This is a genomic window from Marinobacterium profundum (genome assembly GCF_001528745.1).
GTDB classification, from domain to species: Bacteria; Pseudomonadota; Gammaproteobacteria; order Pseudomonadales; family Balneatricaceae; genus Marinobacterium_A; species Marinobacterium_A profundum.
The window spans coordinates 1-26475 of the sequence record NZ_BCNS01000127.1 but is presented as its reverse complement, the minus strand read 5'-3'; the positions used below and the strand labels follow the sequence as shown (position 1 = coordinate 26475).

Annotated in this window: 19 protein-coding genes; 5 read left to right on the top strand and 14 right to left on the bottom strand. The window is 59.2% G+C overall.

Going from position 1 to position 26475, the window contains the following annotated elements; genetic code table 11:
* Nucleotides 1–548: 548 nt before the first annotated feature.
* Together MPRO_RS14340 and MPRO_RS14335 are read right to left on the bottom strand one after the other, a co-directional pair.
* Nucleotides 549–4328, bottom strand: coding sequence for a translocation/assembly module TamB domain-containing protein (locus tag MPRO_RS14340; RefSeq protein ID WP_067293942.1), 3780 nt, complete (start codon nucleotides 4326–4328; stop codon nucleotides 549–551).
* Nucleotides 4325–6109 carry an autotransporter assembly complex protein TamA gene (locus MPRO_RS14335; RefSeq protein WP_067293939.1) on the bottom strand — a complete coding sequence of 595 codons (1785 nt, stop codon included), beginning with the start codon at nucleotides 6107–6109 and terminating at the stop codon, nucleotides 4325–4327. The genes MPRO_RS14340 and MPRO_RS14335 overlap by 4 nt, the downstream gene beginning before the upstream one ends.
* 271 nt (nucleotides 6110–6380) lie before the next feature.
* Between MPRO_RS14335 and MPRO_RS14330 the strand changes: the two genes are divergently transcribed.
* Both MPRO_RS14330 and MPRO_RS14325 read left to right on the top strand, forming a co-directional pair.
* Nucleotides 6381–6881, top strand: coding sequence for a SixA phosphatase family protein (locus MPRO_RS14330; protein WP_067293935.1), 501 nt, complete (start codon nucleotides 6381–6383; stop codon nucleotides 6879–6881).
* A 77-nt stretch (nucleotides 6882–6958) separates the two neighbouring features.
* Complete coding sequence (locus tag MPRO_RS14325) at nucleotides 6959–7921, top strand: AEC family transporter (RefSeq protein WP_067293932.1); 963 nt, start codon at nucleotides 6959–6961, stop codon at nucleotides 7919–7921.
* A gap of 149 nt (nucleotides 7922–8070) precedes the next feature.
* Here MPRO_RS14325 and MPRO_RS14320 read toward each other — a convergent pair whose 3' ends face one another.
* The 11 genes from MPRO_RS14320 to MPRO_RS14270 all read right to left on the bottom strand — a co-directional run bounded on the left by MPRO_RS14320 (nucleotide 8071) and on the right by MPRO_RS14270 (nucleotide 22033).
* A complete protein-coding gene (locus MPRO_RS14320) occupies nucleotides 8071–9021 on the bottom strand; it encodes an AEC family transporter (protein WP_067293929.1) in 951 nt (316 codons plus the stop codon).
* Nucleotides 9022–9225: 204 nt separating this feature from the next.
* Entirely contained in the window at nucleotides 9226–10803 is a 1578-nt protein-coding gene (locus MPRO_RS14315) for an aldehyde dehydrogenase (NADP(+)) (protein ID WP_067293925.1), read from the bottom strand.
* Nucleotides 10804–10939: 136 nt separating this feature from the next.
* The gene (locus MPRO_RS14310) at nucleotides 10940–11623 is read right to left on the bottom strand and encodes a FadR/GntR family transcriptional regulator (RefSeq protein WP_245635105.1); all 684 of its coding nucleotides are present in this window, start codon (nucleotides 11621–11623) and stop codon (nucleotides 10940–10942) included.
* A gap of 140 nt (nucleotides 11624–11763) precedes the next feature.
* On the bottom strand, nucleotides 11764–13089 hold the full coding sequence (locus tag MPRO_RS14305) for an enolase C-terminal domain-like protein (protein WP_067293920.1): 1326 nt from the start codon (nucleotides 13087–13089) through the stop codon (nucleotides 11764–11766).
* A gap of 75 nt (nucleotides 13090–13164) precedes the next feature.
* Nucleotides 13165–14076, bottom strand: a complete 912-nt coding sequence (gene kdgD, locus MPRO_RS14300) for a 5-dehydro-4-deoxyglucarate dehydratase (RefSeq protein ID WP_067293918.1) — start codon at nucleotides 14074–14076, stop codon at nucleotides 13165–13167.
* A gap of 333 nt (nucleotides 14077–14409) precedes the next feature.
* Nucleotides 14410–15987, bottom strand: a complete 1578-nt coding sequence (gene garD / locus MPRO_RS14295) for a galactarate dehydratase (protein ID WP_067293915.1) — start codon at nucleotides 15985–15987, stop codon at nucleotides 14410–14412.
* Nucleotides 15988–16051: 64 nt separating this feature from the next.
* A complete protein-coding gene (locus MPRO_RS14290; RefSeq protein WP_067293913.1) occupies nucleotides 16052–17563 on the bottom strand; it encodes a tripartite tricarboxylate transporter permease in 1512 nt (503 codons plus the stop codon).
* Nucleotides 17564–17581: 18 nt separating this feature from the next.
* Nucleotides 17582–18025 (bottom strand): tripartite tricarboxylate transporter TctB family protein, encoded by a 444-nt coding sequence (locus tag MPRO_RS14285; protein ID WP_067293911.1) that lies wholly within the window; start codon nucleotides 18023–18025, stop codon nucleotides 17582–17584.
* Between the two features lie 89 nt (nucleotides 18026–18114).
* On the bottom strand, nucleotides 18115–19161 hold the full coding sequence (locus MPRO_RS14280; RefSeq protein ID WP_067293909.1) for a type 2 periplasmic-binding domain-containing protein: 1047 nt from the start codon (nucleotides 19159–19161) through the stop codon (nucleotides 18115–18117).
* Nucleotides 19162–19681: 520 nt separating this feature from the next.
* Nucleotides 19682–20734: a LacI family DNA-binding transcriptional regulator gene (locus MPRO_RS14275; protein WP_067293906.1), complete on the bottom strand. Its 1053-nt coding sequence runs from the start codon at nucleotides 20732–20734 to the stop codon at nucleotides 19682–19684.
* 363 nt (nucleotides 20735–21097) lie between these two features.
* The gene (locus MPRO_RS14270) at nucleotides 21098–22033 is read right to left on the bottom strand and encodes a LysR family transcriptional regulator (protein WP_067293903.1); all 936 of its coding nucleotides are present in this window, start codon (nucleotides 22031–22033) and stop codon (nucleotides 21098–21100) included.
* A gap of 106 nt (nucleotides 22034–22139) precedes the next feature.
* Between MPRO_RS14270 and MPRO_RS14265 the strand changes: the two genes are divergently transcribed.
* Together MPRO_RS14265 and ansA are read left to right on the top strand one after the other, a co-directional pair.
* Nucleotides 22140–22772 (top strand): ankyrin repeat domain-containing protein, encoded by a 633-nt coding sequence (locus MPRO_RS14265; RefSeq protein WP_067293901.1) that lies wholly within the window; start codon nucleotides 22140–22142, stop codon nucleotides 22770–22772.
* Between the two features lie 96 nt (nucleotides 22773–22868).
* The gene (gene ansA / locus MPRO_RS14260; RefSeq protein ID WP_067293898.1) at nucleotides 22869–23879 is read left to right on the top strand and encodes an asparaginase; all 1011 of its coding nucleotides are present in this window, start codon (nucleotides 22869–22871) and stop codon (nucleotides 23877–23879) included.
* A gap of 21 nt (nucleotides 23880–23900) precedes the next feature.
* On the opposite strand, the gene MPRO_RS14255 is transcribed toward ansA, so the two are convergent.
* The gene (locus tag MPRO_RS14255) at nucleotides 23901–24416 is read right to left on the bottom strand and encodes an MOSC domain-containing protein (RefSeq protein WP_245635104.1); all 516 of its coding nucleotides are present in this window, start codon (nucleotides 24414–24416) and stop codon (nucleotides 23901–23903) included.
* A gap of 193 nt (nucleotides 24417–24609) precedes the next feature.
* Here MPRO_RS14255 and MPRO_RS14250 point away from each other — a divergent pair, with 193 nt between their 5' ends.
* Entirely contained in the window at nucleotides 24610–26319 is a 1710-nt protein-coding gene (locus MPRO_RS14250; protein WP_067293892.1) for a potassium/proton antiporter, read from the top strand.
* The last annotated feature ends 156 nt before the right edge of the window (nucleotides 26320–26475 follow it).

The following is a 26475-nucleotide window of genomic DNA, read 5'->3' as shown; positions in this document are numbered from 1 at the left end:
TTGGAGATCTGTATGTGTGTTTTCGTGGGAGTCTGTGGAGGTGGAGAAGTGACAGTCGTGGTGCTTAGGCTGAGTGGGTTTTAGTAATGAGCCACGGAGACAAGAGATATACACGTAAGGAGTCGTCGGCGGGGTGAGATGTGTATAAGGGAGAACCCTTCAACCACAGTGTGAGCGTAAATGGTGTTATGAGTGATTGTTGATTGGCACCGGCCCCGCTTCTGCGGGGCCAACTATTTGCAGCACAGACTGAGCTGGAGGTTAAAAACGCCGGTATTGGTAGCGGGCATCAGACTTGGCAACTTTGACCTGCGTTCCACAGCTTCGCTGCGGATGTCGGAATTCGCTACGCTCATTACCAACCTACGGGTTGCAGGCTTTGGCTTTGGCTCTGGCTCTGGCTCTTCGATTTTACCTAGCCCCTAGCCCCTCGAACCTCGCCCCTGCTTTTCCACCTAGCCCCTCGCCCCTCGAACCTCGCACCTGCTTTTGCACCTCGCACCTCGCACCTCGCACCTCGCCCCTGCTTTTCCACCTAGCCCCTGCTCTTACCGCTCCAGCTGGTAGAAGATATCGGCGCCGCTGCCGGCGGTGCCGGTGTTGGACTCGAACGACCAGCGGTCGGTGAGCTTGTAGCGCATCAGGAAACTGGAGGCTGGCGACAGCAGGCCCACGCCGTACTTCACATAGAGCCTGGGGGACAGGTACTTGCCGATATAGAAGGAGGTGTCGTCCAGGGTATCGCCACCGCCGACACCCACTTCATCCACATTCAGTGCCTCGGCCAGACGCTCGCCCACGGCATTGCCGCCTTTGCGCCCCATGGCCAGGGCCAGCTTGACCAGCATCTCCTGCTCGCTGGCCGACGCCGTACCCGGCGCCCGCCCCAGTATCAGGTAGGACAGCAGACTGGTGTCCGGCATCGAGGGTTCAGAAAACAGCGTCAGTTTGGGCACGCGCAGGGTTCCAGTGACACGGGCGCCCACGGTGACGTCATCTACCTCGCGCTGTACCCGCATATTCAGACCCGGGTTATCCACAGGGCCACCGGTATAGACGAAGCTGCCGCGGGAGATATCCAGCTCCTGACCATAGAGTTCGTACTTGCCCGCAGCCACACCTATATTGCCGGTCGCGCGGGTACCACGGCGGCTGTCTTCCTGCAGCGCCAGGCCGCCGGTCAAGCGCCCGTTGAAGCCAAACGCATCCACCAGCACCTTGTCGCCCAGGGTGACCCGCAGCTTGAGATCCAGCCCCGGGCCTGCCACCGGCACCTCGCCCACACCTTCCGCATTCACTACCAGCGCATCGGGTGAGACGGACACCGCATTGCTCAGTTTGGGCGGCTTGATCAGCGCCTCCGGCACCTTGAGCTCGCCTCCCACTGAAATGCCACTTTCGGTCATGCTGATCTGCATGTCGGGGGAAATGAACACCTGTATTTCCGGCGTCCCCACGGCCTGAAAACGCTCGCCGTTAATGCTGATCTGGCCAATCTGGGCCAGGGGTTCAAACTCGCCGGAAAGTGTGAGGGTACCGCCACCTGAGGCCACACTGCCGTCCAGCAACAGGTACTCCGGCCGGGCCGGATCATCCCGCAGCCGCACGCTAAGATCCGCCAGGGCGATACCCGCCGCCGGCAGCTCTATATTGCCGTTGTTGAGGCTCAGTTCGCCCTGGACCCGCGGTTCTGCCAGGTTACCACCGATCGCCAGATTACCCTGCAGCTTGCCACTGCGCACCTTCATGTCCGGCACCAGCAAGGAGAGAAACTTGAGATCCTCAATGGCCAGCGCCAGCTGCCCCTTGATCAAACCTGCGCCGGCCAGATCATCTACCGTCACCGAGGCCTGCACGCGGCCATCGACTTCGTCCATCAGCAGGTTCAGATCCAGCGCCGCTTTTTTGTCGGTACCGCTGGCACTGATACGAGCATCGGTAAAGCTCACCTTGAGCCCTTCATCGGGCAGGGTCAGGCGGGTCTTATCCAGTGAGACCTGGGCGTCGTAGGCCAGCGCGCCTTTAGCCGACAGACTGCCGTTAGCCTTGGCATTAATTTGCCCGGTGATCTCGGTGGTGGCCGGCAGCCAGGGAGACAGCAACGTCAGCGGCAGGCCCTGCAGCGTCAGCCCGCCCTCACTCTTGCCCTCTGCCAGCCACTGGCCATCCAGACAGAGCTGACCCTGGCCACTTTTAGCCGCAAGGCAGAGCGCCTGAGCACGGGCCCTGTTGGCGGCAAGTTCCAGCGGCACCGGTGCCTGCAACCCCCAGGCGCCAGCATCGGGCTGGGTCAGATCCAGCTGCGTGAGGGTGCCGCGCCATTGCTGTTTGTCCTGCAGCCCGCCCTTGAGGCCCAGGCTGAGCTGGGCGGCTTTGGCGTCTACATCCAGTATCAGGCGGTGGTCTTTCTCCAGTCCGCTACCCTGCAGGCTCAGGCTGCGTACTTCTTGCCCGGCCAGCAGCAGATCCTCAGCCTTGAGGTCGATTTTGGCCGGCGTTTTCCAGCCCAGGTCCAGCGCGACAGTGCCGCCGATTTTCTCCAGCTGATATTCACTGAAACGCAGCTGAGTGCCCTGAATGCTGGCGTTAACCTGGGGTGCCTGGGCGGTTCCACCCAGGGTGCCGCCGGCCTTGATAGAACCCGCAGCCTGGGGCAGCAGCGCCGCCAGATCGCTGGCCATCAGTTGCCAGTCCAGAGCGAGTTTTTCCGCCGCCTGACCTTGTACATTAAGCTTGGCGTTGCCCCAGCCCAGCACCAGTTCACGAATATCCAGCGCCGTGCCCTTAACCTTGATCTGGCCACTGCCACTGAGCGCCTGCTCCCGCAGGCTGCCCGAGAGCGCGGTGATATCCAGCTGCGCGCGGGGTTCGCCATCCACCAGCTGCCCCTGGGTTTTCAGATTCAGCCCAACGGCGCCTGTCCAGTCGGGCCATTGCAGACCCGGATTAATCTTGTCAGCACGCACCTGCAGATCCCACACCGGTTGCGGTGTCCAGCCGGCGCTGCCTTCCAGTACCAGCTGGCCGCCCAGGGTATCCAGGGTCAGCGCCAGTGCCGGCATGCTCTCCAGACTACCCGCACCTGTTAACGCTACGCCTGTCGCCGGCAGGCCTTCGCCACTCACCTTGCCATCCAGCCTGAGTTGGTAGTCGCTCAGCAGACCGGTAATTTTCAGGGTGCCGCTTTCGCTGGCAAACTGCGCCGGCAGCTGTGCCGACAGCGGATAACGCAGGCCCGTCCAGCCCAGCGCCAGATCCAGCTCCGGTGTTTGCTGCAACCCCAGCACAGTGCCAGACAGATTAAGATCGGTGCCACTTTGCGGCAGCTGTATCTGCGCCCGCGCAATATTTAACTGTTCTGTGGTGGCCGCCAGCGTGCTGTCGAGCGTCAGCGGGCCTACATCCGGCAGACTGCCGGCAAGGGCAAGATCGCCACCGGCCGAGGCCAGGTCACCCTTGAGGTTAACCGTACCGCTCACCAGATGACCGCCAAGCTCGGCGGCAAAAGGCGCCGGATCGAAGCGCGCCAAATCCAGTGCCAGCTGCCAGCTGAGCTCACCCAAAGGCTGAGACACCCGGGCCTGTAGCCCAGCGTCCGCCAACCCCTGCAGCTGCTGTGTCAGCGTCAGTTCTGCCGTATCACCCAGCAATTCACCGCCCAGGGTGCCGCTGCCACTAATAGCACCACGTTCGGGAATCAGCGCGCTCCAATCAAGCTGGAATGCCAGCGGATAATTGCCGGCGGCGGTCAGTTCACCGCTGAGTTTCACTTCGCCCTGGGGGGCCTTGATACTGAAACTGTCCAGTATCACCCGCTCCTGTTCGTTGTGCGCCCCCAGCGCCACGGCTTCAATCAGGATGGGCTCGGCACTGCCGGCCGGATGAATCCGCAGGCCCTGGCCGTAAACTTCGCCTATCTGGATCGCCAGCGGCAGACGTATCGAATCCGGCAAGGCCAGCGGGCCCGCAGGCTCCACCGGAACCTCTTCTTCAGCCGCAGCAGGCAACCAGAGATCCAGCTCCTCGACGCCCAGGCGGTCCAACTCAAGCCGGCTACTGAGCAGCGCCGCCGGGCGCCAGGCCAATTCAATGCGCCCCGCTTCAACGCGCAACTCATTCAACTGATAGTTAAGATCCCGGATTTCGAACTGTTTCAGCAGGGCACCATTGAGCGAGCTGTAACTCAGCTGGCCCGGAATCAGCGGCTGCAGCTGATTAAACAGCGTGCGAGTGCCCTTTTCGGTCAGACCTATGGCAGCGATGGTGGCGACCAGTAAAAGCAGCAGTAGCGACAGGCCTAACAGAATACGCAGCGTCCAGCGCTTCATAGATCAGGCCCCAGGGTGAAGTGAATGCGAAAACCGGACTCTTCCAGCGGTTTGGCCAGATCCACCCGCACAGGGCCTATGGGCGACTGCCAGCGCACGCCGACACCAACACCGTTTTGCAGCGGTTCAGACAGGGAGTCGAGGGAATTACCGACATCGTAGAAGGCTGCCACACGCCAGCTTTCGGCAACCAGATAATCCACTTCGGCACTGCCCACCAGCAGGTAGCGCCCGCCGACAACATCACCATTGGTACCTACAGGCCCCAGTTCCTTGTAATCGTATCCGCGCACGCTGTTGTCGCCACCGGCAAAGAAGCGGTGCGATGAGGGCATCAGATCAAAATTATCCATGGCCGTGACCCCAATCTCGGCCCGGGTAAGCAGGCGGGTCCGGTTGTTCAGCGTCAGCACATGCTTGCCCTTGGCCTGGGCCTGCACAAAGTCAGCCTCAGACAACAGCACCTGGCTGGCGGCATCGAGTTCCAGCGACAGCCGGTAACCGCGTGTGGGGTTAAGAGGGTTATCGGTATTGGTCGTCGACCAGCGCATGCCCGGGATCAGAAAACTGGTGCTGCTGGCTTCATCGTCCAGCGTGAAACGTTCCTGCTCCCAGTCGATCGACAGCAGCCGCTGCCAGGGGCCAAGCTGCTTTTTCCACAGCAGGCCCAGGGTAAGGATCTCACTGTCGGTGGTATCCGTCAGCTCGGTTTCCCACGCCAGACGGGCACTGTAGCTGTCGGTCTGCGGTTTCTCGCCAGGAATGTTGTACTGCACCGCCGCGGTGGACTCCACCTCCGATAACTGCGTCAGACCCGTGAAACTGTGACCTCGACTATTGATCCAGCGCCGATTGACACTGGCACTGAGTCGCGCACCTGTATCAGTACCGTAACCAGCGCCGAAACGGTACGCAGTGCGCTTGTTGGCTTCGAGATCCACATCTATAGGCACCACATTATCAACCGCCTTGTCCCAGCTAGGCTGTACCTCCACACGGCTGAAATAGTCACTTTCCGTCAGTCCGCGCTGCAGTTCGAGCAAACGGCCACTGGAAACAGGATCTCCCTCTTTAAAGGGGACATAACGTGACAGCAGCGCATCGCCCACAGGCGCATCGGAAAAATTAACCGCCCCTATGCGATAGCGTGGGCCTGACTCCAGCACCAGCTCTATATCGGCCTGATTCAGCTCGGGGTTGATCAGTAACTGCTGCCGGCTCAGTACGGCTTCGTAATAGCCCCGTTCGGAGGCCAGCGACTGCAGGCGGCTTTTAAGGGTTTCATAGTCGGAATGACGCAGCGTCTGTCCCTTTTGCAGCTTGTTATCGGCAAGGGCCAGCATGAACTGCGGATCGGTTTCGGCTTCACCGGTAACGGCTATATTGATGTTTTCCAGCCGTACCTGCTCGCCGGGGTCTACCTGGTAGCGCGCCAGCCACTGGTTGGGCTGATCGATCAGTTCGGTCTTGATAGTAGGCAGGTAGTAGCCAAAGGGCTGTAGAGCGGTGCGAATCTGCTCTTCGGCCTGGCGGTGCAGATACTGCAGCCGGCTTGCCATGGGCGCAGTTTCACCCTTCATACGCTCAATCGCCAGAAAGGCACGAATGTTGTCGGCCAGCTCGCCGGGCAAATCCCCGTTCAGCCCTTCAACCTCCACGGCCAGAGTACGCTCCGCCACAACCTGATCATGCTGCGCTGCTGTCGCCACCAGCGCAGGTAAACACAGCGGAGCGCTCAGCAGGGCAGACAGCAGCCATCCTGGCAATTTTTTAGTAATCACTCGATTAACCTTTTTATAATCATCTTTTGCTCAAGCCGCACCGGACCGAGAAAACCCATACCCACTATACAGGAGCCCAAGCTTACCGAGTTTTACCGACGGGGGTAACGCCCGGGCTGCCCTTGCGACGCAATAACCCGCACCGAAACCCGCACAATAGCGCTAAAGGCTTCCTACGCAGCCCAGCTACGTTTCAGATCAGTGTATCTGACTGGAATTTCCACAATTTTCGACCAATACTGCTACGAAGTCCCGCCACCTGGCAATCACCATGAGAAAGCTCACGCTGATCCGGCACTCCAAGTCTAGCTGGGCCGACCCCTTGCTGAACGATATCGACCGCCCGCTGAACAAGCGCGGCGAAAACGACCTGCCACTGATGGCCAAGCGGGTACGTGACTTTGGCCTCTTTCCCGACCGTATCCTGACCAGCGGTGCAATGCGTGCCCTGACCACCGCCGAAGCTCTGGCCGACACTCTGGAACTCGACGCCGAAGAACTGCGCGAACTGCCAGACCTGTACGAGTCCTGCAGCGAAACCCTGCTGCATGTGCTGCAACAGCAACCCGATCACTGCCATCACCTTATGCTGGTGGGCCACTCCCCAGGCCTAGACAGCCTGGCCTACTACCTTACCCACGAAGCGCTGAAAAAACTCCCCACATCTGCCGTACTGCACATTCACCTGAGCATTACCCGCTGGTGCGAACTGGCCGACTCCTGCGGCACAAGAGAATTGTTCGACTACCCCAAACTTCACCAGGCCCACTAATCACGCAGGTGCAGCAACTTATATCCTCAAGGCTGCTGAGGTACACTAAAGCCCCGCCACCCATCCGGAGCTTTAGAGTGGAACTCTATCTGCAATCACTGCAGTTCACCGCCGGCATCGTTACCCCCATTTTCGTTATTGTGCTGCTGGGTTTTCTGCTGCGCCGCCAGCGCCTGATCGACGAGGCCTTTATCAATACCTCGTCACGGCTGGTGTTTATGGTGGCCCTGCCGACACTGGTGTTTATGTCCATCGCCAGTACGGATTTTCAGGCGGTGTTCAACCCGTCGCTGCTGGGGTTCGTGTTTCTTGGCACCCTTTTGAGTTTCATCGTCATCTGGTGGCTGGCAGCACGCCGCATCACCGATCAAGCGGACCTGGGTGCCTTTGTCCAGGGGGCATTTCGCAGTAATTTCGGCATTATCGGCATGGCGCTGAGCTACAACCTGTTTGGCGACAGCGGCCTGAGCCAGGCAGCCATGATTCTGGCCCTGGTGATCCCCATGTATAACGTGCTGTCGGTGGTGGTGCTGACCGTCACCGCAAACCACGGCACGACAGGCGGCGTCAGCCTGATCGGCATCCTGCGCGCCATCGCTCTAAACCCGCTGATTATCGCCGTGGTACTGGCCCTGCCGTTTTCCTACTACGGCCTGCATCTGCCGACGGCACTGGACACCACAGGCAAGTACTTCGCCAACCTCACCCTGCCGCTGGCACTGCTGGCCATAGGCGGCGCACTGGATTTGAAAAGCCTGCGCAACAGCTCAATGACCGCCTTCTGGGCCACCCTCACCAAGCTGCTGATTCTGCCGCTGCTGATGGTACCCGTCGCAGCGTTTCTGGGCTTTGAAGGCGTGGAGCTGGCACTGCTGTTCGTACTGTTCTCCAGCCCCACCGCCGCCGCCGCTTTTGTTATGGCACGCGCCATGGGCGCCAACGCCCAGCTCACCGCCAATATCATCCTCACCACCACCCTGGGCTCAATCCTGTCCCTGTCCGCCGGCATTTTCCTGCTGCGACTGCTGGCGGTGATCTGACTCCGGATAGCAAAGACCCTGAGGCCATAGGTCAGCGCAGTCAGGCGGCGAGAACTATCGGGAATGACCACCGAAGTTAAGTTGTGCAGTGACTCCCGCGTGGCCGGCTCCAACTGGCAGGCTGAGCTCCACACCGGAACCGACCAATGTCAGATCAACTTCCAGTACTGCAACAGATAGAGTCCGACCATGATGGTAATAACGGACAGCAGTGTGGATAGCGCAATGATATTGGCAGCCAAGCGGGCGTTGCTGCCACTGGTGCGCGCCATCACATAGCTGACCGCAGCGGTGGGGCTCGCCAAAAACAGAAACAGCAATCCCAGTTCCCTGCCCTCAAACCCCAACACCCAGGCAAGCGCCGTGAAAATCAGCGGCAACCAGAGCACCTTGAGCAGACTGGAACTGAAAGCCGCCCGACCGGAGTCTCGAAATGCTTCCAGCGACAGCGATCCCCCAACGCAGACCAGGGCTAGCGGTAATGTGAGCGAGCCTAAATACTCCCCCGATACCATCAGCCAGGGCGGCAGCGACAGCTTGAGCGAAGCCATCAGCAGCCCCGCCACTACACTGATAATCAACGGGTTCTTCGCCAGATCCCGCAACACTGTACGCAGATTGGCCTCGTAGCTGCTGCTGTAAATGGATAACACTATGGTCGAAAGTATATTGAACAGCACTATCACCAGCCCGGACATCACCCCGCCGGTGGACAGCCCATAGGCACCGTACTGATTGGCGGCCAGCGCCAGACTGACAATGCCACAGTTGCCGCGAAAGGCCCCCTGCACATAGACACCGCGATCCTCCCGGGCGACAAACCGCAACGACCAGAGCCAGGCCCCGGCAAAGCTCAGCAGGGTTGCCAGGCAAAAGTAGCCGATGAGTCTTGGCTGCAGCGCCGTCGCAAGGTCCGCCTTGATAATTCCCAGAAACAGCAGCGTCGGCATGGTAGCCCTGAAGGTCAGGGTCGAGGCTGTATTGATGAAGGCATCATCGATCAGGTCGATTTTTCTCAGCAGCATGCCCACCAGCACCATGATAAACACGGGGCCTGTGACGGCAAAAATCTGACTTAATAGGGTAAAGGGCGTTTCCATTGGGGCACCTGCTCCTTGGCTTTGTTCGCTGCACGCAATAAAGTCTGATTGCGCTTTGTGTATCCCACGCCGGGTGGCACCGACAAAAAGGCCCCGCATCTGCGAGGCCTTTTTCGTGGCTAAGCTACACCACTGTGTAACCGTTTTTCACCGGCCGCCCTTGCATGACTAAACGAGAGAGCTTGACGAAAAAATGCCGACACCTCAGCCGTCGTTGCGACCATCCAGCAGACGGCGCACGCCCAGCGGGTTGCTGTCCTGCAGGGCCGCTGGCAGCAGCGCCGCTGGCAGATCCTGATAGCAGACCGGGCGCAGGAAGCGCAGGATTGCGGCACTGCCCACCGAGGTGGTGCGGCTATCGGAGGTGGCAGGAAAAGGACCGCCGTGAACCATGGCCTGGCACACCTCGACACCGGTCGGGTAGCCATTGCACAGAATGCGGCCCGCCTTGCGTTCCAGCACCGGCAACAGGCCGCGAGCCAACTCGGTATCGGCCTCATCCAGCAGCAATGTCGCGGTCAACTGACCTTCCAGATGCTCCGCCACGCGGGCAAACTCATCGGTGCTACGGCACTTGATCAGCAGCGAACTGGCGCCAAAGATCTCCGCCGCCAAACTCTCGTCCGCCAAAAACGCCTCGGCACTGGTGACATAAAGTCCGGCCTGACACTGGTTTGGCCCTGCGGCTGCAATGCCTGATCCGGCCAGGCTCACCGCAACATTCTGCTGCAGCTGATCGGTGCCCTGGCTGTAAGCCTGGTGGATACCGGGCGTCAGCATGGTCTGGGCGGCAACATCCGCCAGTGCCGCGGCAGCGGTTTGCACGAAGGCATCCAGCGCGACGCCTTCCTGTGCAATCACCAGCCCAGGGTTGGTGCAGAACTGCCCCGCCCCCATCGCCAGCGAACCGACGAACCCCTTGGCAATGGACTCGCCACGGGCTTCCAGCGCCGCCGGCAACAGAAACACCGGGTTGATGCTGCTCATTTCGGCATAGACCGGAATCGGCTCGGGCCTGTTGGCGGCGATCTGCATCAACGCGGTGCCGCCGCTGCGCGAACCGGTAAAGCCCACCGCTTTGATGACAGGATGGGCCACCAGATTGGCACCCACCTCTGTACCGGAACCAAATAGCAGCGAGAACACACCCTCGGGTAGTCCTGCGTCGACCACCGCCTGCTGAATTGCTCGCCCCACCAGCTCGGAAGTGCCAGGGTGTGCCGAATGCGCTTTCACCACCACCGGGCAACCGGCCGCCAGTGCAGAAGCCGTATCACCCCCTGCCACCGAGAACGCCAACGGAAAGTTGCTGGCGCCGAACACCGCCACTGGGCCCAGCGCAATCTGGCGCTGACGCAGGTCGGCACGGGGCAGCGGCGCACGCTCAGGCATGGCAGGGTCAAGGCGTACATCCAGCCAGTTGCCGGAGCGTACAACGGAAGCAAACAACCGCAATTGAGCCATAGTACGGCCGCGCTCTCCTTCAAGCCGAGCCCGCGGCAGGCCGGATTCGGCCATGGCGCGCACAATCAGATCATCGCCCAGCGCCAGTATGTTTTCGGCAATGGTTTCAAGAAAGGCGGCACGTGCCTCAAGCCCGGTTTCACGGAAGCTATCGAACGCCTCGGCCGCCAGAGCGCAGGCCTGATTGACCTCGGCCTGAGCGCCACCAGCAAAGGCCGGTTCCAGCGTCTCACCGGTCGCCGGATTGATACCCTGTATCACCCGGCCCTGGCCACGAACAGCACGAGCTCCGATCAGCATTTCGCCTGTAATCTGCATAAGTATCCCCTTGAAATTGTCGATGGACGCACCTGTGGATGCACCAGTACGCCCCAGCAAGTAATTAAATCGCCGGTAAAAAGATGGCAGCAGGAATTAACGCGGGTATCTGGCACCCCGCCGAAAAATTAAATATTTAGTCGAACGACTGGTTCTTTTTGTACTTTTCGTACAAATGAAATGCGCGGAATAAATGCTGATGCATTGCCGCACGCGCCGCCTCGCCATTCTGAGCCTTTATGGCCTCGAATATTTCCACGTGCTCATCTTCCACTCGCCTCAGATAAGTATCTGAAGCTACAGGGTCAATATTGGCGTTAATGATTTTGGTTCTGGGGATAATATTCTTGTTGAACTGCTCGTAAAAACTCTGGATAAACGGATTTTTACTGGCAATGGCGATACTGAGGTGAAAATCATAATCCTCTTTTCGCGCCAGCTTGTGCTGGGCGCGCGCCTCGTGAAAAGCGTTCAGGCTGCTTTCCAGCCGTACCATATCCTCGTCATCACGCCGCAGGGCGGCGAATTCCGCTGCTGAGGCTTCTACCACCAGACGCAGTTCCAGGATATGCAGGATATCCTCGATCGCAGTCGGATTTATGGTGTGGGCGTAAAAAGTCTCTGCCAGCACATTACGCACGACGGTGGTGCCTACGCCCCTTTTGGTCTCGACGAGACCGAGTGACTTCAGCTGCGTGATCGCTTCACGAATAACAGTTCGACTGACACCGAACATTTCACAGAGATTGCCCTCGGTCGGCAGTTTCTGGCCGATATCGATATGTCCCTGAGTGACCATTTTTTCCAGCTGTTCAGCCACGTGGCTCGACAGGCTGCCGCGCTGACGCACGGGTTCAACCTGAAAAGTGTCACTGCCGCCTGCTGGCTTTTGCATGGTCATAGTTACATCCGCTGTCATTCAAGGAGAGAAGTATCGCCTTATTATCCCCGATTCATCCGCTAACGGACAAGCGACGGTTTCTTGGCATCGAATTGCCAGCCCGGAATCAGGTATTGCATGGCCATGGCGTCGTCGCGCTGACCGACGTCGAGGCTTCTATAAAGCCGATTCGCTTCGTCCAGCTTGGCTCTGTCCAGCTCTATCCCCAGGCCCGGCTTTTGCGGTACCCGCAGTTTTCCGTCGCGGATCTGCAGCGGCTCGCGGGTTATACGTTGTCCGTCCTGCCAGATCCAGTGAGTATCGATCGCGGTAATCTCGCCTGGGCAAGCCGCCGCGACATGGGTCATCATCGCAAGGGAGATGTCGAAATGGTTGTTGCTGTGCGAGCCCCAGGTCAGACCCCACTCGTGGCACAGCTCGCCCACGGCGACGGCGCCCTGCATGGTCCAGAAATGGCAGTCCGCCAGCGGAATATCAACAGAGTCCAGACGCACCGCATTGCGCAACTGCTGCCAGTCGGTGGCGATCATGTTGGTCGCGGTCTTGAGGCCGGTCTGGCGCTTGAACTCCGACATGGTCTCGCGGCCCGACCAGGCGCCCTCCTGACCACAGGGATCTTCGGCGTAGCTGAGCATGTGTTTGATGGGCGTCAGGTATTCGACCGCCTGTTTCAGCGTCCAGGCACCGTTAGGGTCCAGCGTCAGGCGTGCGTCGGGAAAAACATCGTACAGGGCCGCGATGCACTCGGCCTCCTGCCGACCATCCAGCACCCCGCCCTTGAGTTTGAAGTCACGAAAGCCGTAACGGGCGTATGCCGCTTTCGCCAGGCTGGCGACAGCCTCGGGCGTCAGGGCCTCCTGGGTACGCACCCGATCCCAGTCGTCCTGCGGCTTGTCGCAGACTGGGTAGGGTAAATCGGTCTTCTTCGGATCACCCAGCAGGAACAGGTAGCCCAGCACTTCAACTTCATCGCGCTGCTTGCCAAACTGCCCCAGCAGATCCACCACGGGCAGATCCATCGCCTGGCCGGCCAGATCCAGCAATGCCGATTCAATGCCGGTGATCACATGCACGGCGGTACGCAGGTCGAAGGTCTGGTTGCCGCGTACATCTTCCGCCTGACCCGAGGTAGCCTGGCGCACTCGACTGATAATGGCCTTGTAATGTCCCACGCTCTGGCCTTCTACCAGTTCACGGCATTTTTCCAGCGTATTCAGAATGCCCTGGGTGGCCGGCACTTCGCCCAGGCCGATACGACCCGCCGTATCTTCCAGAATCACAACACTGCGGATAAACCAGGGCGCATGACCACCGCTGAGGTTCAGCAGAAAGCCGTCGTAACCGGCGACCGGCACCACGGTCATTTTTCTAATGGTGGTGAACATAGTGTCTCCTCGTTCGTAAACCAGCGGCCAGGTAACAGCATTTACGCTGTCACCCAGCCTCCGGGGTGCCTGGTTTTAGCGGCAGGCGCTGATAAGAGCGGCCAACTCTTCCTTCTCCGCCGCGCTCGGCATGGTCAGCGGTGCGCGCACATCGCCGGCAGGACGCCCAACGATGTCGGCACCAGCCTTGATCAGGCTGACTGCATAGCCTTTCTTGCGATCACGCAGACGGCAAAACGGAATAAAGAAATTCTTGATGATGGCCGTGACCGTAGCCTGATCACCGCCACGCAGGGCGTTGTAGAACTTCATGGTCATTTCGGGCATAAAGTTGAACACCGCCGACGAGTAGGTGTTTACACCGATCGACAGGTAGGCTTCGGCAAAAATTTCGGCGGTCGGTACACCACCGATATACACCAGGCGGTCGCCCACAGTCTTGATGGTGTCATTCAGTGCGGCTATGTCACCGACACCGTCTTTGAGGCCTACCAGGTTCGGACAGGCCCCTGCCAGCAGCTTGACACTTTCAGCATCCAGCACGCCATTGCCGCGGTTGTAGTAAACCACCTGCAGCTTGGTGCTGTTGATCACTGTCTTGGCGTATTCAACAACACCATCCGCCGGGCATTCGGTCAGGTACGGAGGCATCAGCAGGATACCGTCGATACCGGCTGCTGCAGCCGCCTTGCAGTAGGCCTGTGCTTCCGGAATGCTCTTGCCAGCACTGGCGATCACGGGAACACGACCTGCCACAGTATCAACCGCTATCTGACAGATGTCCTTGTACTCACCCATGGACAGCGAAAAGAACTCCCCGGTACCGCCGGCGACAAAGACGCTGGAAACACCCTGCTGTACGAACCATTCGATACGTTCACGGTATGTCGCAGCATCAAACTTGCCGTCGGCATCCAGATCGGTAATCGGGAAGGAGAGCAGACCATCGCTCAGGGACTGACGGATACGTTCTACAGATAACGCCATTGTGTTGATCCTCATCATTCATTAAAGCCGCAGCAGGGCCTTTAGCAAATTCATCCAAACCAGGGCAGAGCAACCTGCCCCCCGAACTGCAGGCTGCAGCGGCGGGAGGCCTGACCAGCACCCTGTTGAGCCACAAGGCCGCAAAAGCGCGCCTTAATTGTCATTCATCATACATCATACTTTCAAAGGCGCAAGCCTTAAATCGACTGATTCGCGTACAAAATACCGAGCATTGAAAACCGCAGGAAAAGCCGAACAGCAGAGCATGTACAGCCCGCGCGCCGCGGCACTCAAGGCCTGCGTACAACAGCCTCGAAAGGCAAGGTGCCGGCCTCAGGTCACAGGGGCAGGGTTAAACAGCACCAGATCGTTGTGCAGTCCCAAGCGGTCGGCTGCAACCACTTGACGGCCGCTGGCCACCTCCAGGATCAGGTGGAACAGCTCCCAGCCCACATCCTCGATGCTTGCTTCGCCAGTGGCGATACGCCCGGCATCGAGGTCAATCAGGTCGTGCCAGCGGTTGCTCAGGGGCTTGTTGGTTGAGACCTTGATGACCGGCGCCATCGACAGGCCATAGGGGGTGCCCCGCCCGGTGGTGAAGACCTGCAGGTTCATGCCTGCGGCCAGCTGCAGCGTGCCACAGATAAAGTCGCTGGCCGGGGTCGCGGCGAAATTCAGGCCGCGCTTGCGGACCCGCTCACCCGGCTCCACCACATCGACAATCGCGGTGGTACCCGACTTGATAATGGAACCCAGCGCCTTCTCGACGATATTGCTCAAGCCGCCCTTCTTGTTGCCGGGCGTCGTATTGGCACTGCGATCCACCTGCCCCAGGCTCAGGTAGTTGTCATACCAGTCCATCTGATCAATCAGTGCCTGTGCCACCTCCGGGCTCTTGGCGCGGGAGGTCAGCAGATGAATCGCATCGCGCACCTCGGTGACTTCGGAGAACATCACTGTACCGCCGGCCCGCACGATCAGATCGGCGGCAAAGCCTAACGCCGGATTGGCGGTAACGCCGGAGAAGGCATCGCTGCCACCGCACTGCATGCCCACTATCAGCTCCGAGGCCGGGCAGGTTTCACGGGAGCGCCTATTTAGTTTTTCCAGGTGGTATTCAGCCAGTTGCAGAATGCCATCCACCATCTCGCCAAAGCCGTTAAAGGCCTCATCCTGCAGACTCAAGATGGGCGACGGTCGATTTTCGGTAGTATCGGCAGCGTTTTTAGCCAGGCGCAACACCTGCTCTTCCGGGATCAGCCGTGTGGGCAGCAGCTTCTCGCAGCCCAGGCCAATGACCATCACTTCACCGCCAAAATTAGGGTTGCAGGCTATATTCTGCAGCGTGCGAATCGGCACTATGGCCGCCGGGGCATTGATCGCCACGCCGCAGCCGTAGGTATGATTCAGGGCCACAACATCATCAACATTGGGGAAACGCGGCAGTAGCTCCTGCTTGATCCGGCGCACCACGTGATCAGTAACACCCGCCACGCACTGCACGCTGGTTGAGAGTGCCAGCACATTTTTGGTGCCGACGGTGCCATCGGCATTGCGATAGCCCTCAAAGCTATAGCCTTGCAGTGGCGGCAGCTCAGGTGCCGGCCGCACCTCGGTAGAAAGCTCACTCAGCAGGCGCGCATCGGGCATGCGCACCATGCTTTCATTGATCCAGCGGCCACGGGCTATAGGCTCAAGCGCATAGCCAATCACTTCGCCGTAACGCACAACAGCGCCCTCGGCTGCGATATCGCACAGCGCCACCTTGTGGCCCAGAGGCACATCGTCCAGCAGCCGCGTACCCTCATCCAGCAGGGTTCCGGCTTTAAGACCACCGGCATTGGCAACGATGACCACATTGTCGGCCTCGTGCATGCGAATGGTGATAGCGGTTTCGTTTGGTGTATTCATGGCACCCTCAAACAGATCGAATTGCCTAGCCGGGGCCTTGCACCCCGACAGGCCAGAGGAAAAATCAGACTTCAGCGAGCCGGGCCTTGTTTTCGCGCCGCGCTTTGATCGCCAGAAAAATAGAGAACAGCACTGAGGCCAAAATCATGCACCAGAGCACAACCGCGATCGGACTCTTGGTAAAGAAGATGCTCAGTGTGCCGAAGGACTCCAGACTCTTGACGAAGTACACCTCGGCCGAGCCGCCCAGGATAAAACCAATAACCAGCGGTGCGACCTCGATACCGATTTTCTGCGCCACAAAGCCCACCAGGCCGAAGATGAGCAGCGTCCAGACATCGAACATGATGCCGTAGTTGATCGCATAGGCGCCGACCACACACATCATGATGATGATCGGATAGAGGATGTACTTGGGCACCATCACGACCTTGGCAATATGCTTGATGGCAAAGAACATGACCCCGAACATCACCAGGTTGGCAAACACCAGTCCGATCATCATCGAATACCAGGTATCCAGGTTTTCAGCGATGAACAAAGGCCCGACCTGCAGCCCCTGCAGGGTGAATGCTCCGATCAGCACCGCCGTGGTGCTGTCGCCGGGAATGCCCAGGGACAGCAGCGGAATCAGGGCACCACCGGTCAGGGCGTTGTTGGACGATTCGGACGCGATCAGCCCCTCGGGAGCGCCCTTGCCCATTTTCGACGGTTCCTTGGAGAAGTTTTTTTGCTGCGTATAGGCCAGCACCGATGCCGCACTGCCACCGATGCCCGGCAGCATGCCGACAAAGGTGCCGATGGACGACGAACGGAGCAAATTGACCCACTGGCCACGAAACACATCGAGTTTGAAGGGCGTGCCATTTTTCAGCTGAATGCGATTCGCGCCGTGCTCTTCCTTGATGCCCTTCTCGGCCTCCTGAAAGATGGTCGCCAGACCAAACAGGCCGATCAACACCGGCAACAGCGCAAAGCCCTCTTCCAGGTAAGGCACCATGAAGTCGGCCATCAGGCGGTATTCGCCATTGCCACCGACACCCACATCGTAGGTACCGATCAGACTGAGAAATACGCCGATCAGGCCGCTGAAGATGCCGATCAGCATGTTCTTGGAGAGCGACGCAATCACCGTCAGCGCAAAGAAGATAATCAGGAACTTCTCCACATAGGAGAACTTGATCGCAAAATCGGACAGCACCGGCGCAAACAGGAACAGAATCACGGCACTGAAGAGCCCGCCCACCAGCGACGAGACAATGCAGATCTTCAGCGCCCGCTCCGCCTCGCCCCGCTTGGCCATGGGGTGACCATCGAAGGTGGTCGTAATGGACGAGGGCGTACCGGGAATATTCAGCAGAATCGCCGGCACCAGGCCACCCGAGATGCCACCCACATAGAGCCCCAGCAGCAGCGCCAGGCCTTCATGCAGCCCCAGTGAATAGGTCAGCGGCAGGCAGACGGCGACCGCCATGGTGGCGGTCATGCCCGGAATGGCACCAAAAATAATACCCACCAGCGAGCCCGCAGCCGCCAGCAGAAAATATTCGGGAGATAACAGGGAAATAAAATCCATCGCAGTGACTCCGGGGCGTTACGGCAAGGTGATATTGAACAGCGTGCCCAGTACGTACCAGGCCACAAGCGGCGCAATCAGTGCATTGGAAGAAATAACCAGCAGCACCCGGCGCGTCACTTCGTGGACATACACCAGAGACAGGGAAAACATGAACGCCATAGAGCTGAACAGGAATCCGAGCCCCGTATTGGGAAAGAGCTGCCCGACATAATCCATTGCCACAAAGTACGCTATCACCAGCGCCAGGGTACTGAAGAGGCGGAACTTGTCGGCGTTTGCTTCAAAGAACGCCAAGCCTGCGCCTCGCGTCCTGACGATTTCAGCGAGACGCCCATAATTGAGCGCAACAATCAGTACCAGCATCCCGGCCAGCAAACCGAGCACAAGCCTCGGGAAAAACAAATGCGATTGATCGAAGTCGATCGAGACCTCAAGCAACGAAGTGAGTGTCTGGCTCATAACTGCACCGAACGGTTAAGTGAGGGTCATGGGAAAAAGAGCCGCGCTATATGCGAACGGCTCTGGTATTGCTGTCGCCCGTTTGGGCCTTAGCCGTTGATAGCCTTGATCACCTTGGAGATACGGTCGTTTTTCTCTTTCAGGTAGCTCTGAGCTTCGCTGGAGGGTTTGAAGTTCGGAATGAAAAAGGATTTTTTCTGCACTTCCTGGATTTTTCCTTCGGCGTAAATTTCACTCAGCGCCTTGTCGATCGCGGCAACGAAAGCAGGATCAATATCCTTGTTGTAGATAAAAAAGAATTCCTTGTCGAAGGTAAAGTCCTGTTCTTCCCCCATCGGCACCTGGACCTTAGGTTCGACAAAGCTCAGCAGATCGTTGCGACTGGTCTTGCCCATGCCTTCTTCGTTGGCCTGCTGGATGGTCTGTTCACGCGCGGTCAGCCAGACAAAGCTCATAGCCTTCTGGTCGTCCGCTGGCAAACGGGTGTACTGCTCGTTGGCCTGCACACTGCCATTGATTACATCGGCCAGACCATCAAACATTGCCTGATTCTTGGATGACTGGGAGCCGGTATTGACCGGTGTGAGGTTGCCTTCCTTGCCCGGATATTTCAGCTTGACCGCGTTTTTGAGCGCGCTGTAACCGATTTCCGAAACGCCACCCGGCTGAATCGCTACGCGCACGGTCGTGCCGCTGCCCGCCGCATCGATAATCTGCTCCACACTCTGGTACGGTGAGCTCTTGCTAACAAGGTAGGCATTGCCCGGATTGATAGCAAAAGTCGGCCCGACACGGTAGTTTTCAAACAGGTCGGAATAACCCTTTTGCTCGTACAGCACGCCCAGATAGGCCTGGTCGTGGAACACCATGATGGTGCTGCCATCGGCGCTGCGGTCACGTTCCACGGCCTTGTAAGCCGAGGGCGCACCGGTGGCATCAACCTTGAAGTTGGCACCCAGCTTGGCCGACAGAGCCTCAGCTACGATACTGCTGGATTGATAGGTATCACCGCCGGTGGACTTGGATCCGATGACTACCCGAATATTCGACGGAAAATCGGCCGCAAAACTCTGCGCAGCCAGCGTTGCCGTGAGCGCACACAAGCTCAGACGCAAACCTAATACTAAACCTTTCATATCTTATTATTCCTGTATGACCCGTTTTGTCTCGGACAAGTCAGCGCTCACCACGATGAACGCCCATCGTTGCTCACCCGCTCATTCGACTGTTACGCAGGACAGGCAGCTACCGGAATCTTCGGTAAGGCTCCAGTCCTGTAGCAGACCAATTAATCATACATCATACATATGGTTGCGCAATCATTATTTACAGAGCGACCACTGAGCCCTCAAGCCTTGCAGGGCTGTGGTTCAAACAGACATCAGCGCCGAGGTCCAACAAACGCTACCAGGTAAAAATAGCCCGTCGAAATCCAGCCAGCACAAAGGCGCTCGCAAGCAACTCAAGCGTCACCATAGGTGCATAAAGCATCGCCACCCGTGCGCTATACCAGTGTTGTCGCAATCAGAAGAAGTAGTGGGTATCGCAGATTAAGATTCGATTATGTTTACCTTGCTGCTTGTCTCTTCGAGCGAAAAGCCAGACAGTTATCAGCGTGAAGGCGCCAAGCTCCATGCATAGACGCCCCCCACACCATCATGCACTGACTCGATCGATCAGTGTAAAGCCCGTATCGATGCGCACCGGGGCCTGATGATCCCCCTGGTTTCGAAAGCGCTCCAGCAGCACCTTTGCAATCAAGCCCCCGACGCGGGCGCCATCCAGCCTGACCGAAGACAGGGCGGGATAAAGTTGCGCCGCGCTGCCCATATCGCCGAACCCCATGACGGCAAGATCTTCCGGAACCCGGAGACCGCGTGAGGCGGCTTCAGCCAGCACCCCTTGCGCGACCGTATCCGAACTGCACACGACGACTTCAGGATTTGAGCCTGCAGAAAATAACTGACTCAGCCCTGCTCGCCCTTCTTTAAGCGTTGCCGGTGGCGTAAAGATCACCTGGGGAACCTCCGTGATACCCCTCTCACTCAACTCGCTCACAAGCCCCTTGCAACGCTTGATCCCGCGAGCATCACTTGCAGATACGACAGAAAAACGCCGGTACCCCTTGTCATGCAAGTGCCCCGCGACGGCCTTGCCGACGGCTTCGTGGGAAAATCCAACAAGGATATCAATAGGGTCTTCACAAAAATCCCATGTCTCGACCACGGGTATACCGGATGAGGCGAGCCGCTGGCGAGTCAGCGCAGAGTGCTCAGTCCCCATCAGTACAATGCCATCAGGTCGACGTCCCAATATCGCGCCCAGCAATGACTCTTCCTTCTCCAGCGAGTACCCGGTCACCCCGAGGATAGATTGGTAACCGGCCTCGCCAAGCTGATCCATGAGCGCCTGAACCATGTCAGAGAAAATAGAATGCGCAATGGTGGGAACGAAAACGGCGACCAGCTTGCTCTGCTTGCTGGCCAGCCCGCCTGCCTGCATATTGGGGATATAGCCGACCAGTGCCACGGCACGCCGAACCTTCTCCAGCGTCAGATCAGACACCAGCTCCGGTCGGTTCAACGCCCGGGATACGGTAATCGGGGAAACGCCGGCCACTTTGGCCACATCGATAAGTGTTAAGCCCGATGTCGGACGGGTTTTATCAAGCGGGGCTTCAGGAGCTTTCTCTATGGGTCGTCTGGGCATGGGGAAGGTGTCAGGCAGGTTTTGGCTAAAGAAAACAGGGCTCAAAGCACCACCAAACTAGTGTGGCGCAAAGTGCTCAAACCTCGGCGCCAGCCTCAATAGCAAGCCTGTCCACCGGTATGTCTTGGCTACATCGGTAATGTAGCGGCACTATGACCGCAAATAATCATACATCGTACAAAATAAGATGCACACCCCTCTTACCTCTATCAGGAATGGCCGGACACGGCCGCGAAGGGAGCACAAAATGATGCCAGTGCCATTCACGAGTACAAGGCACCAATAGCGGATACAACCAGACATGCAACAGGGAGGGCCTGGATGAGAACAGCTCATCCAGGGCGCCGTATACCGCAGTCCCGTCTAACGCAGTGCCTGACCCTGCTCCATCATTTCAGCGAAGGGATTTTCTTCACGCAGCGCATCGATAAACCAGTGCAGTGCTCGGCCCTGGTTACTGCTGTGCCAGGCCAGGTGATGGGTATGGTCGGTGCGCGTGATATCAACCTCGATCTCCACCAGCTCCCCCCGTGCCAGGTAGGGCGCGGCACGAAAGCGCGGCAGAAAACCGATACCCAGGCCTGCCAGATGGGCCTTGAGCTTGGCATCGGTATCCGGCACGAAGATGCGCGGCTGACTTTCCAGCAGACCATAGGTCAGGGCCGGCAGGCGGCGGGAACTGTCGGGAATGACCACCGAGGTGAAGCGACGCAGTGACTCGCGCTTGACCGGCTGTTCCAGCTGACAGACCGGATGCTCCGGTGCCGCCACATAGCAGAAGGCGTTGTCCGTCATCAGTGGCAGCGGCAACAGATCGTAGGAGCGCCCCTCAGGCGGCAGGCCCGGCGCGCCTATCACCAGATCGGCGCGGCCATCGTGCAGGCAGTCCCAGGTACCTGCCAGGGTTTCGTAGCGCAGCAGTATGTGAATATCGGGCTGTACCTGCTGAAAGCGTTTCACCAGGGGATAAATCACTTCAACCGGAAAGAGCGCATTGATGGCAATGGTCAGCTGCGCTTCCCAGCCATGGGCCATACGCTGCGCCATCTCGGATAGCGACTCGGTGGCCTGCAGAATCTGTCGCCCATGCTGCAACAGCATGCGCCCCACCGGCGTTAGCACCATGCGCCTGCCGCGCTTTTCAAACACCTTGATGCGGTGCTCTTCCTCGAGTTTCTGCACCGTATAGGTGATGGCCGAGGGCACCCGAAACAGCGCTTCAGCGGCGGCGGCAAAACTGCCGTGACGATCGATGGCATCCAGCACCTTGAGTGCATCCAGGGATATCTGCGCCGGCATCCGCCGCTCCTGCGTAATGAATTATTCCAGAACCTATGATTCTAAACGACTAGACACCAGAATAAATGCCAAAATAGATGCCACTGTGCCCAGAGATTGAATAGATATGCTCAAGCTATTTACCGGCTCCCCCGCTACCCGGCTGGCCCAGGCAATCGAACGCGATGATGCCGATGGCCTGGCCAAGCTGCTGCGCAAGGCAACCCCGGCGCTGCTGTCAGAGCCTGTGGATAGCGGCCACCTGGCAACGGAACTGGCGATAGACGCACAAAGTCCCAAACTGCTGACGCTGCTGCTAAATGCAGGCTGCGATGCCAATGCCGTCGGCGCCCAGGGCCTGCCACTGAGCTGGCGCAGCCTGACAACCCATGGCCTGGCGGGCAAAAGCCTGGAGTTGCTCGCAGCCCTCCTGCGCGCAGGTGCCGACCCCAACAGCATTAATGATGCCGGTACGCCCTTGTTGCACGCCAGCTTTGCGCACTGCGAACCGGTCCGGCTGATGCTGCACCTCAGTCGCCTGCTGGAAGCCGGCGCCCGCATCGATAGCCTGGATAGCGCTGGAGACAGCATCCTGCTGCTGGCGTTGCGCAGCGACAGACGCGAGCTGATCCAGTTTCTGATTCACTCAGGCGCCCTCTTGCCGGACAGCCTCACAGCAGACATCAGCGAGGAGACGCAGCGCTATGCCCAGCGCTGCCAGCAGGATTACCGCATCCGCCAGCAATTTCTCGGCGCCTGAAACCCCGGCAGCCTGTCGGACTGAACACTGATCTACCGCGACCAAGCCCGACAGGCTGCTAGCCGCCCACATCCAGACCGCCCAAGGCCAACAATAATGAAATCAAAAGTTCTGATCATTCACACCGGCGGCACTATCGGCATGCACCCCTCGGATCAGGGCTATGTCCCGGTGCCGGGTTTTAACGAACTGCTGCAGCAAAAGCTCAGCAAGCAGGCGCAACAGAACCTGCCGCATTTTGAAATACTGGAATTCGCCCAGCTGATCGATAGCTCCAACATCCAGCCATCCGACTGGACCCGCCTAGGCAAAACCCTGATGGAGCATTACGACGACTACAAGGGTTTCGTGGTGCTGCACGGCACCGATACCATGGCCTACACGGCGTCCGCGCTGTCGTTCATCCTGCAGGGTCTGGACAAGCCGGTGATCCTGACCGGCTCACAGATTCCGCTGATCGAGCCACGCAACGATGCCCTGGACAACCTCATCACGGCGCTGATTCTGGCCGGTAATTATGCGGTGCCCGAAGTCTGCATTTACTTCAATGGCCGACTGCTGCGGGGCAACCGCGCCTGCAAGCTGCGCGCGACTGGATTCGATGCCTTCGATACGCCCAACTGCCCCTGGCTTGGCCAGGCCGGCATCCATATAGAGCTGCAGGAACACCTGCTACTCGAACGCGGCGCACCGCGCTTTGAAGCACCGCATTTCGACCCCGGCGCCGTCTCGCTGCTGCATCTGTATCCCGGCATGCCGGGGCGCATCGCCGCCCAGCTGCTGGAGGATTCGCAACTCAAGGGGCTGCTGATCCGCAGTTTTGGCGTCGGCAACCCGCCCGATGAAAACCGTGAACTGATGCAGGCACTGGAACAGGCCTCGGCCCGAGGCCAGGTGGTAGTCAACCTGACCCAGTGCCTGCAGGGCAAGGTCAGCCAGGGCGCCTATGCCACCGGTGGCAAGCTGAATGATATAGGCGTAGTGCCGGGCAGCGATCTCACCGTAGAGGCGGCCTTCACCAAGCTGCATTTTATTGTCGCCACCGGGGAGTCGCCCATACGGATACGCGAGCTGATGCAAACATCCATCTGTGGCGAGCAAAGCTGATCCAGCAACACAGGGCAAGACTCAGAGCCTGACCAGCGGCTCTGGCTCTGGCTCTGGCTCTGGCTCTGGCTCAGCCTGCACTCTGTCTCCCACCCGGATGCGTCCACCTTCGATAATGCGCACGCAGAGCCCGCCTATACCGCGCATGGCGTTAAAACCACCGGGCCCCAGCACCGCTTCCATGCGCGAACAGGGGTGACACTGCCCCGCCCCTTCCAGCAGCACCTCGCCGATGCGAAAGCGCCGCCCGCTGAGGGCATGCAGGCTGATGCCACGCACCAGCAGATTACGCCGCAGCAACGCAGGATCCAGCGATTCCCTGTGCAACAGGGACGCCAGCACCGCCAGGTGCTCAGCCTGAAACAGAGTGATCTGACGCTTGCTGTCGACCCGACCGCTAAAGCGATCACCCAGCAAGCCCTGCCCCAGCTCTACGCTGGCCTCAGTAACGCTTTGCATGGGCTCTTGCCGGGAAGGCCGCAGCAGTATCTGCTCCAGCACACCGCACTGGGGTAATGTGCCCAGCAGTTTCGCCATCTGACCTCGCATCCGCCTGCCTCCTGATGAGTCTCCTGTTATGGCCCTGAGCTTCAGGCCAACGCTCGCTTTAGCTGCGAATGAGCATTGGCCGCCACCGGGGGCGCCCTTATAATAGCGCTTTAACCCTGCAAAGCCCCCAGCGCTATGACGGCCCCCGGGACTTCGCACGGCAACTTCAAGGATCGATGTCATGACCTCCCTGTTTCTGCTGGTCGGCGCCCTGATGCTGATGCTCAGCATCCTGCTCAGCCCGCTGTCGAACCGGCTTGGCATGCCGGTGCTGCTGCTGTTTCTGGGCGTTGGCATGCTCGCCGGCGAAGACGGCCTGGGCCATATCCAGTTCGACGATTTTGAAACCGCCTTCCTGGTGGGCAACCTGGCACTGGCCATCATCCTGCTGGATGGCGGCATGCGCACCCGGGGCGAAACCTTCCGGGTTGGCCTCAGGCCCGCACTGGTACTGGCGACCCTGGGCGTCCTGATCACCGCCCTGGTCACGGGGGTGGCCGCGATCTTTATCTTTGACCTCTCATGGCTCGACGGCCTGCTGATCGGCACCATCGTATCCTCCACCGACGCCGCCGCCGTCTTCGCGCTGCTGCAGGGCCGCGGCCTGAACCTCAACGCCCGCGTCAGCGCCACCCTGGAAATAGAGTCCGGCAGCAACGACCCCATGGCGATATTCCTCACCCTGATACTGTTGCAGCTGATCACTCAGGACGGCGGCACCTCGCTGTGGTCGGCCCCGCTGATGCTGCTGCAGCAGATTGTTATCGGCGTCGCCTTCGGCTGGTTTGGCGGCAAGCTGCTGGTCCTTTTGATCAACAAGGTCGAACTGGTGACGGCGCTCTATCCGCTGCTGGTCACGGCCAGCGGGCTGGTGATATTTGCCGGCACCAACGCCCTGGGCGGCAGTGGCTTTCTGGCGATTTACCTGGCCGGCGTATTGCTGGGCAACGCCCGGGTACGCATGATGCCGGCCATCTTGCAGGTACATGACGGCCTCGCCTGGCTGGCGCAACTGTGCCTGTTCCTGATACTGGGCCTGCTGGTGGATCCATCTCAGCTGCTGCTGATCGCGCCAGCGGGGCTGCTGCTGGCGGCGGTACTGATTCTGATCGCCCGTCCGCTGGCGACCTTCAGTACCCTCTGGCCCTTCGGTTTCAAGCCTCGTGAACAAGGCTTTATCGCTTGGGTGGGCCTGCGCGGCGCTGTGCCCATAGTGCTGGCGCTGTTTCCGGTCATGGCCGGCGTGGAGCAGGCACCGCTGTTCTTCAATATCGCCTTTATCGTCGTCATGGTGTCGCTGGTGATTCAGGGTAGCAGCCTGGCACCGGTGGCCCGCTGGCTGAAACTTGAAGTGCCGGGGCATGAGCAGGCGCACCGGCGCATCCCCATAGACGTACCGGCGGTAGGCGAACACGAGTTACTGCTGTTCCGGCTGCAGGGCCAGCGCTGGCAGCGCCCTGCCCCGCTGGGTGATCTGCGCATGCCGGCGGATACCGGGATAGCGGCGGTGTTTCGTCAAGGCCGCTATCTGCGCCCCCAGGCCAAGACCGCCCTGCAGGATGGCGATCTGCTGGCCGTAATGGCGCGCCCGGACATGATCGATGCCCTGGGGCATCAGTTCAACGCCCCCCATGGCCCCAAACACCTGGCGGAAATGGCCTTCTTCGGCGAGTTTGTACTCAATGGCGAGGCGCAGCTGGCCGATGTCGAGCAGGCCTACGGCATCAAGGTCGAGCAGGAAGATTCGACCCAGACGCTGTCGGCCTGCATCGCACGCCACCAGCACGGCCATCCGGTCGTGGGTGACAGCCTAATGCTGGGCCCGGTCACTCTGGTGGTCAAGGCAGTGGAAGGCGATGTCGTTACCAAGGTCGGTCTGAAGCTGCACTGAGACTAAACGTGCATAGATCTATGCGGTGGAATTCGCAGGCTCATTCCACCCTACGGGTACGAATGCGGGTATGGCAATAAACGGGTCGTCACCTAACAGCCACGGTACCCAATGGGCCGATGTAAGATGAACGTGCTCTAGTTGCCTACTGCCACC

Excerpts from the sequence above, each read along its gene's own strand:
- MPRO_RS14315 (WP_067293925.1), bottom strand. The coding sequence starts at position 10,803 with ATGCAGATTACAGGCGAAATGCTGATCGGAGCTCGTGCTGTTCGTGGC.
- MPRO_RS14255 (WP_245635104.1), bottom strand. The coding sequence starts at position 24,416 with ATGGCGAAACTGCTGGGCACATTACCCCAGTGCGGTGTGCTGGAGCAG.
- MPRO_RS14270 (WP_067293903.1), bottom strand. The coding sequence starts at position 22,033 with ATGCCGGCGCAGATATCCCTGGATGCACTCAAGGTGCTGGATGCCATC.
- MPRO_RS14265 (WP_067293901.1), top strand. The coding sequence starts at position 22,140 with ATGCTCAAGCTATTTACCGGCTCCCCCGCTACCCGGCTGGCCCAGGCA.
- kdgD (WP_067293918.1), bottom strand. The coding sequence starts at position 14,076 with ATGGCGTTATCTGTAGAACGTATCCGTCAGTCCCTGAGCGATGGTCTG.
- MPRO_RS14290 (WP_067293913.1), bottom strand. The coding sequence starts at position 17,563 with ATGGATTTTATTTCCCTGTTATCTCCCGAATATTTTCTGCTGGCGGCT.
- MPRO_RS14285 (WP_067293911.1), bottom strand. The coding sequence starts at position 18,025 with ATGAGCCAGACACTCACTTCGTTGCTTGAGGTCTCGATCGACTTCGAT.
- MPRO_RS14340 (WP_067293942.1), bottom strand. The coding sequence starts at position 4,328 with ATGAAGCGCTGGACGCTGCGTATTCTGTTAGGCCTGTCGCTACTGCTG.
- ansA (WP_067293898.1), top strand. The coding sequence starts at position 22,869 with ATGAAATCAAAAGTTCTGATCATTCACACCGGCGGCACTATCGGCATG.
- MPRO_RS14275 (WP_067293906.1), bottom strand. The coding sequence starts at position 20,734 with ATGCCCAGACGACCCATAGAGAAAGCTCCTGAAGCCCCGCTTGATAAA.
- MPRO_RS14320 (WP_067293929.1), bottom strand. The coding sequence starts at position 9,021 with ATGGAAACGCCCTTTACCCTATTAAGTCAGATTTTTGCCGTCACAGGC.
- MPRO_RS14305 (WP_067293920.1), bottom strand. The coding sequence starts at position 13,089 with ATGTTCACCACCATTAGAAAAATGACCGTGGTGCCGGTCGCCGGTTAC.
- MPRO_RS14330 (WP_067293935.1), top strand. The coding sequence starts at position 6,381 with ATGAGAAAGCTCACGCTGATCCGGCACTCCAAGTCTAGCTGGGCCGAC.
- garD (WP_067293915.1), bottom strand. The coding sequence starts at position 15,987 with ATGAATACACCAAACGAAACCGCTATCACCATTCGCATGCACGAGGCC.
- MPRO_RS14280 (WP_067293909.1), bottom strand. The coding sequence starts at position 19,161 with ATGAAAGGTTTAGTATTAGGTTTGCGTCTGAGCTTGTGTGCGCTCACG.
- MPRO_RS14250 (WP_067293892.1), top strand. The coding sequence starts at position 24,610 with ATGACCTCCCTGTTTCTGCTGGTCGGCGCCCTGATGCTGATGCTCAGC.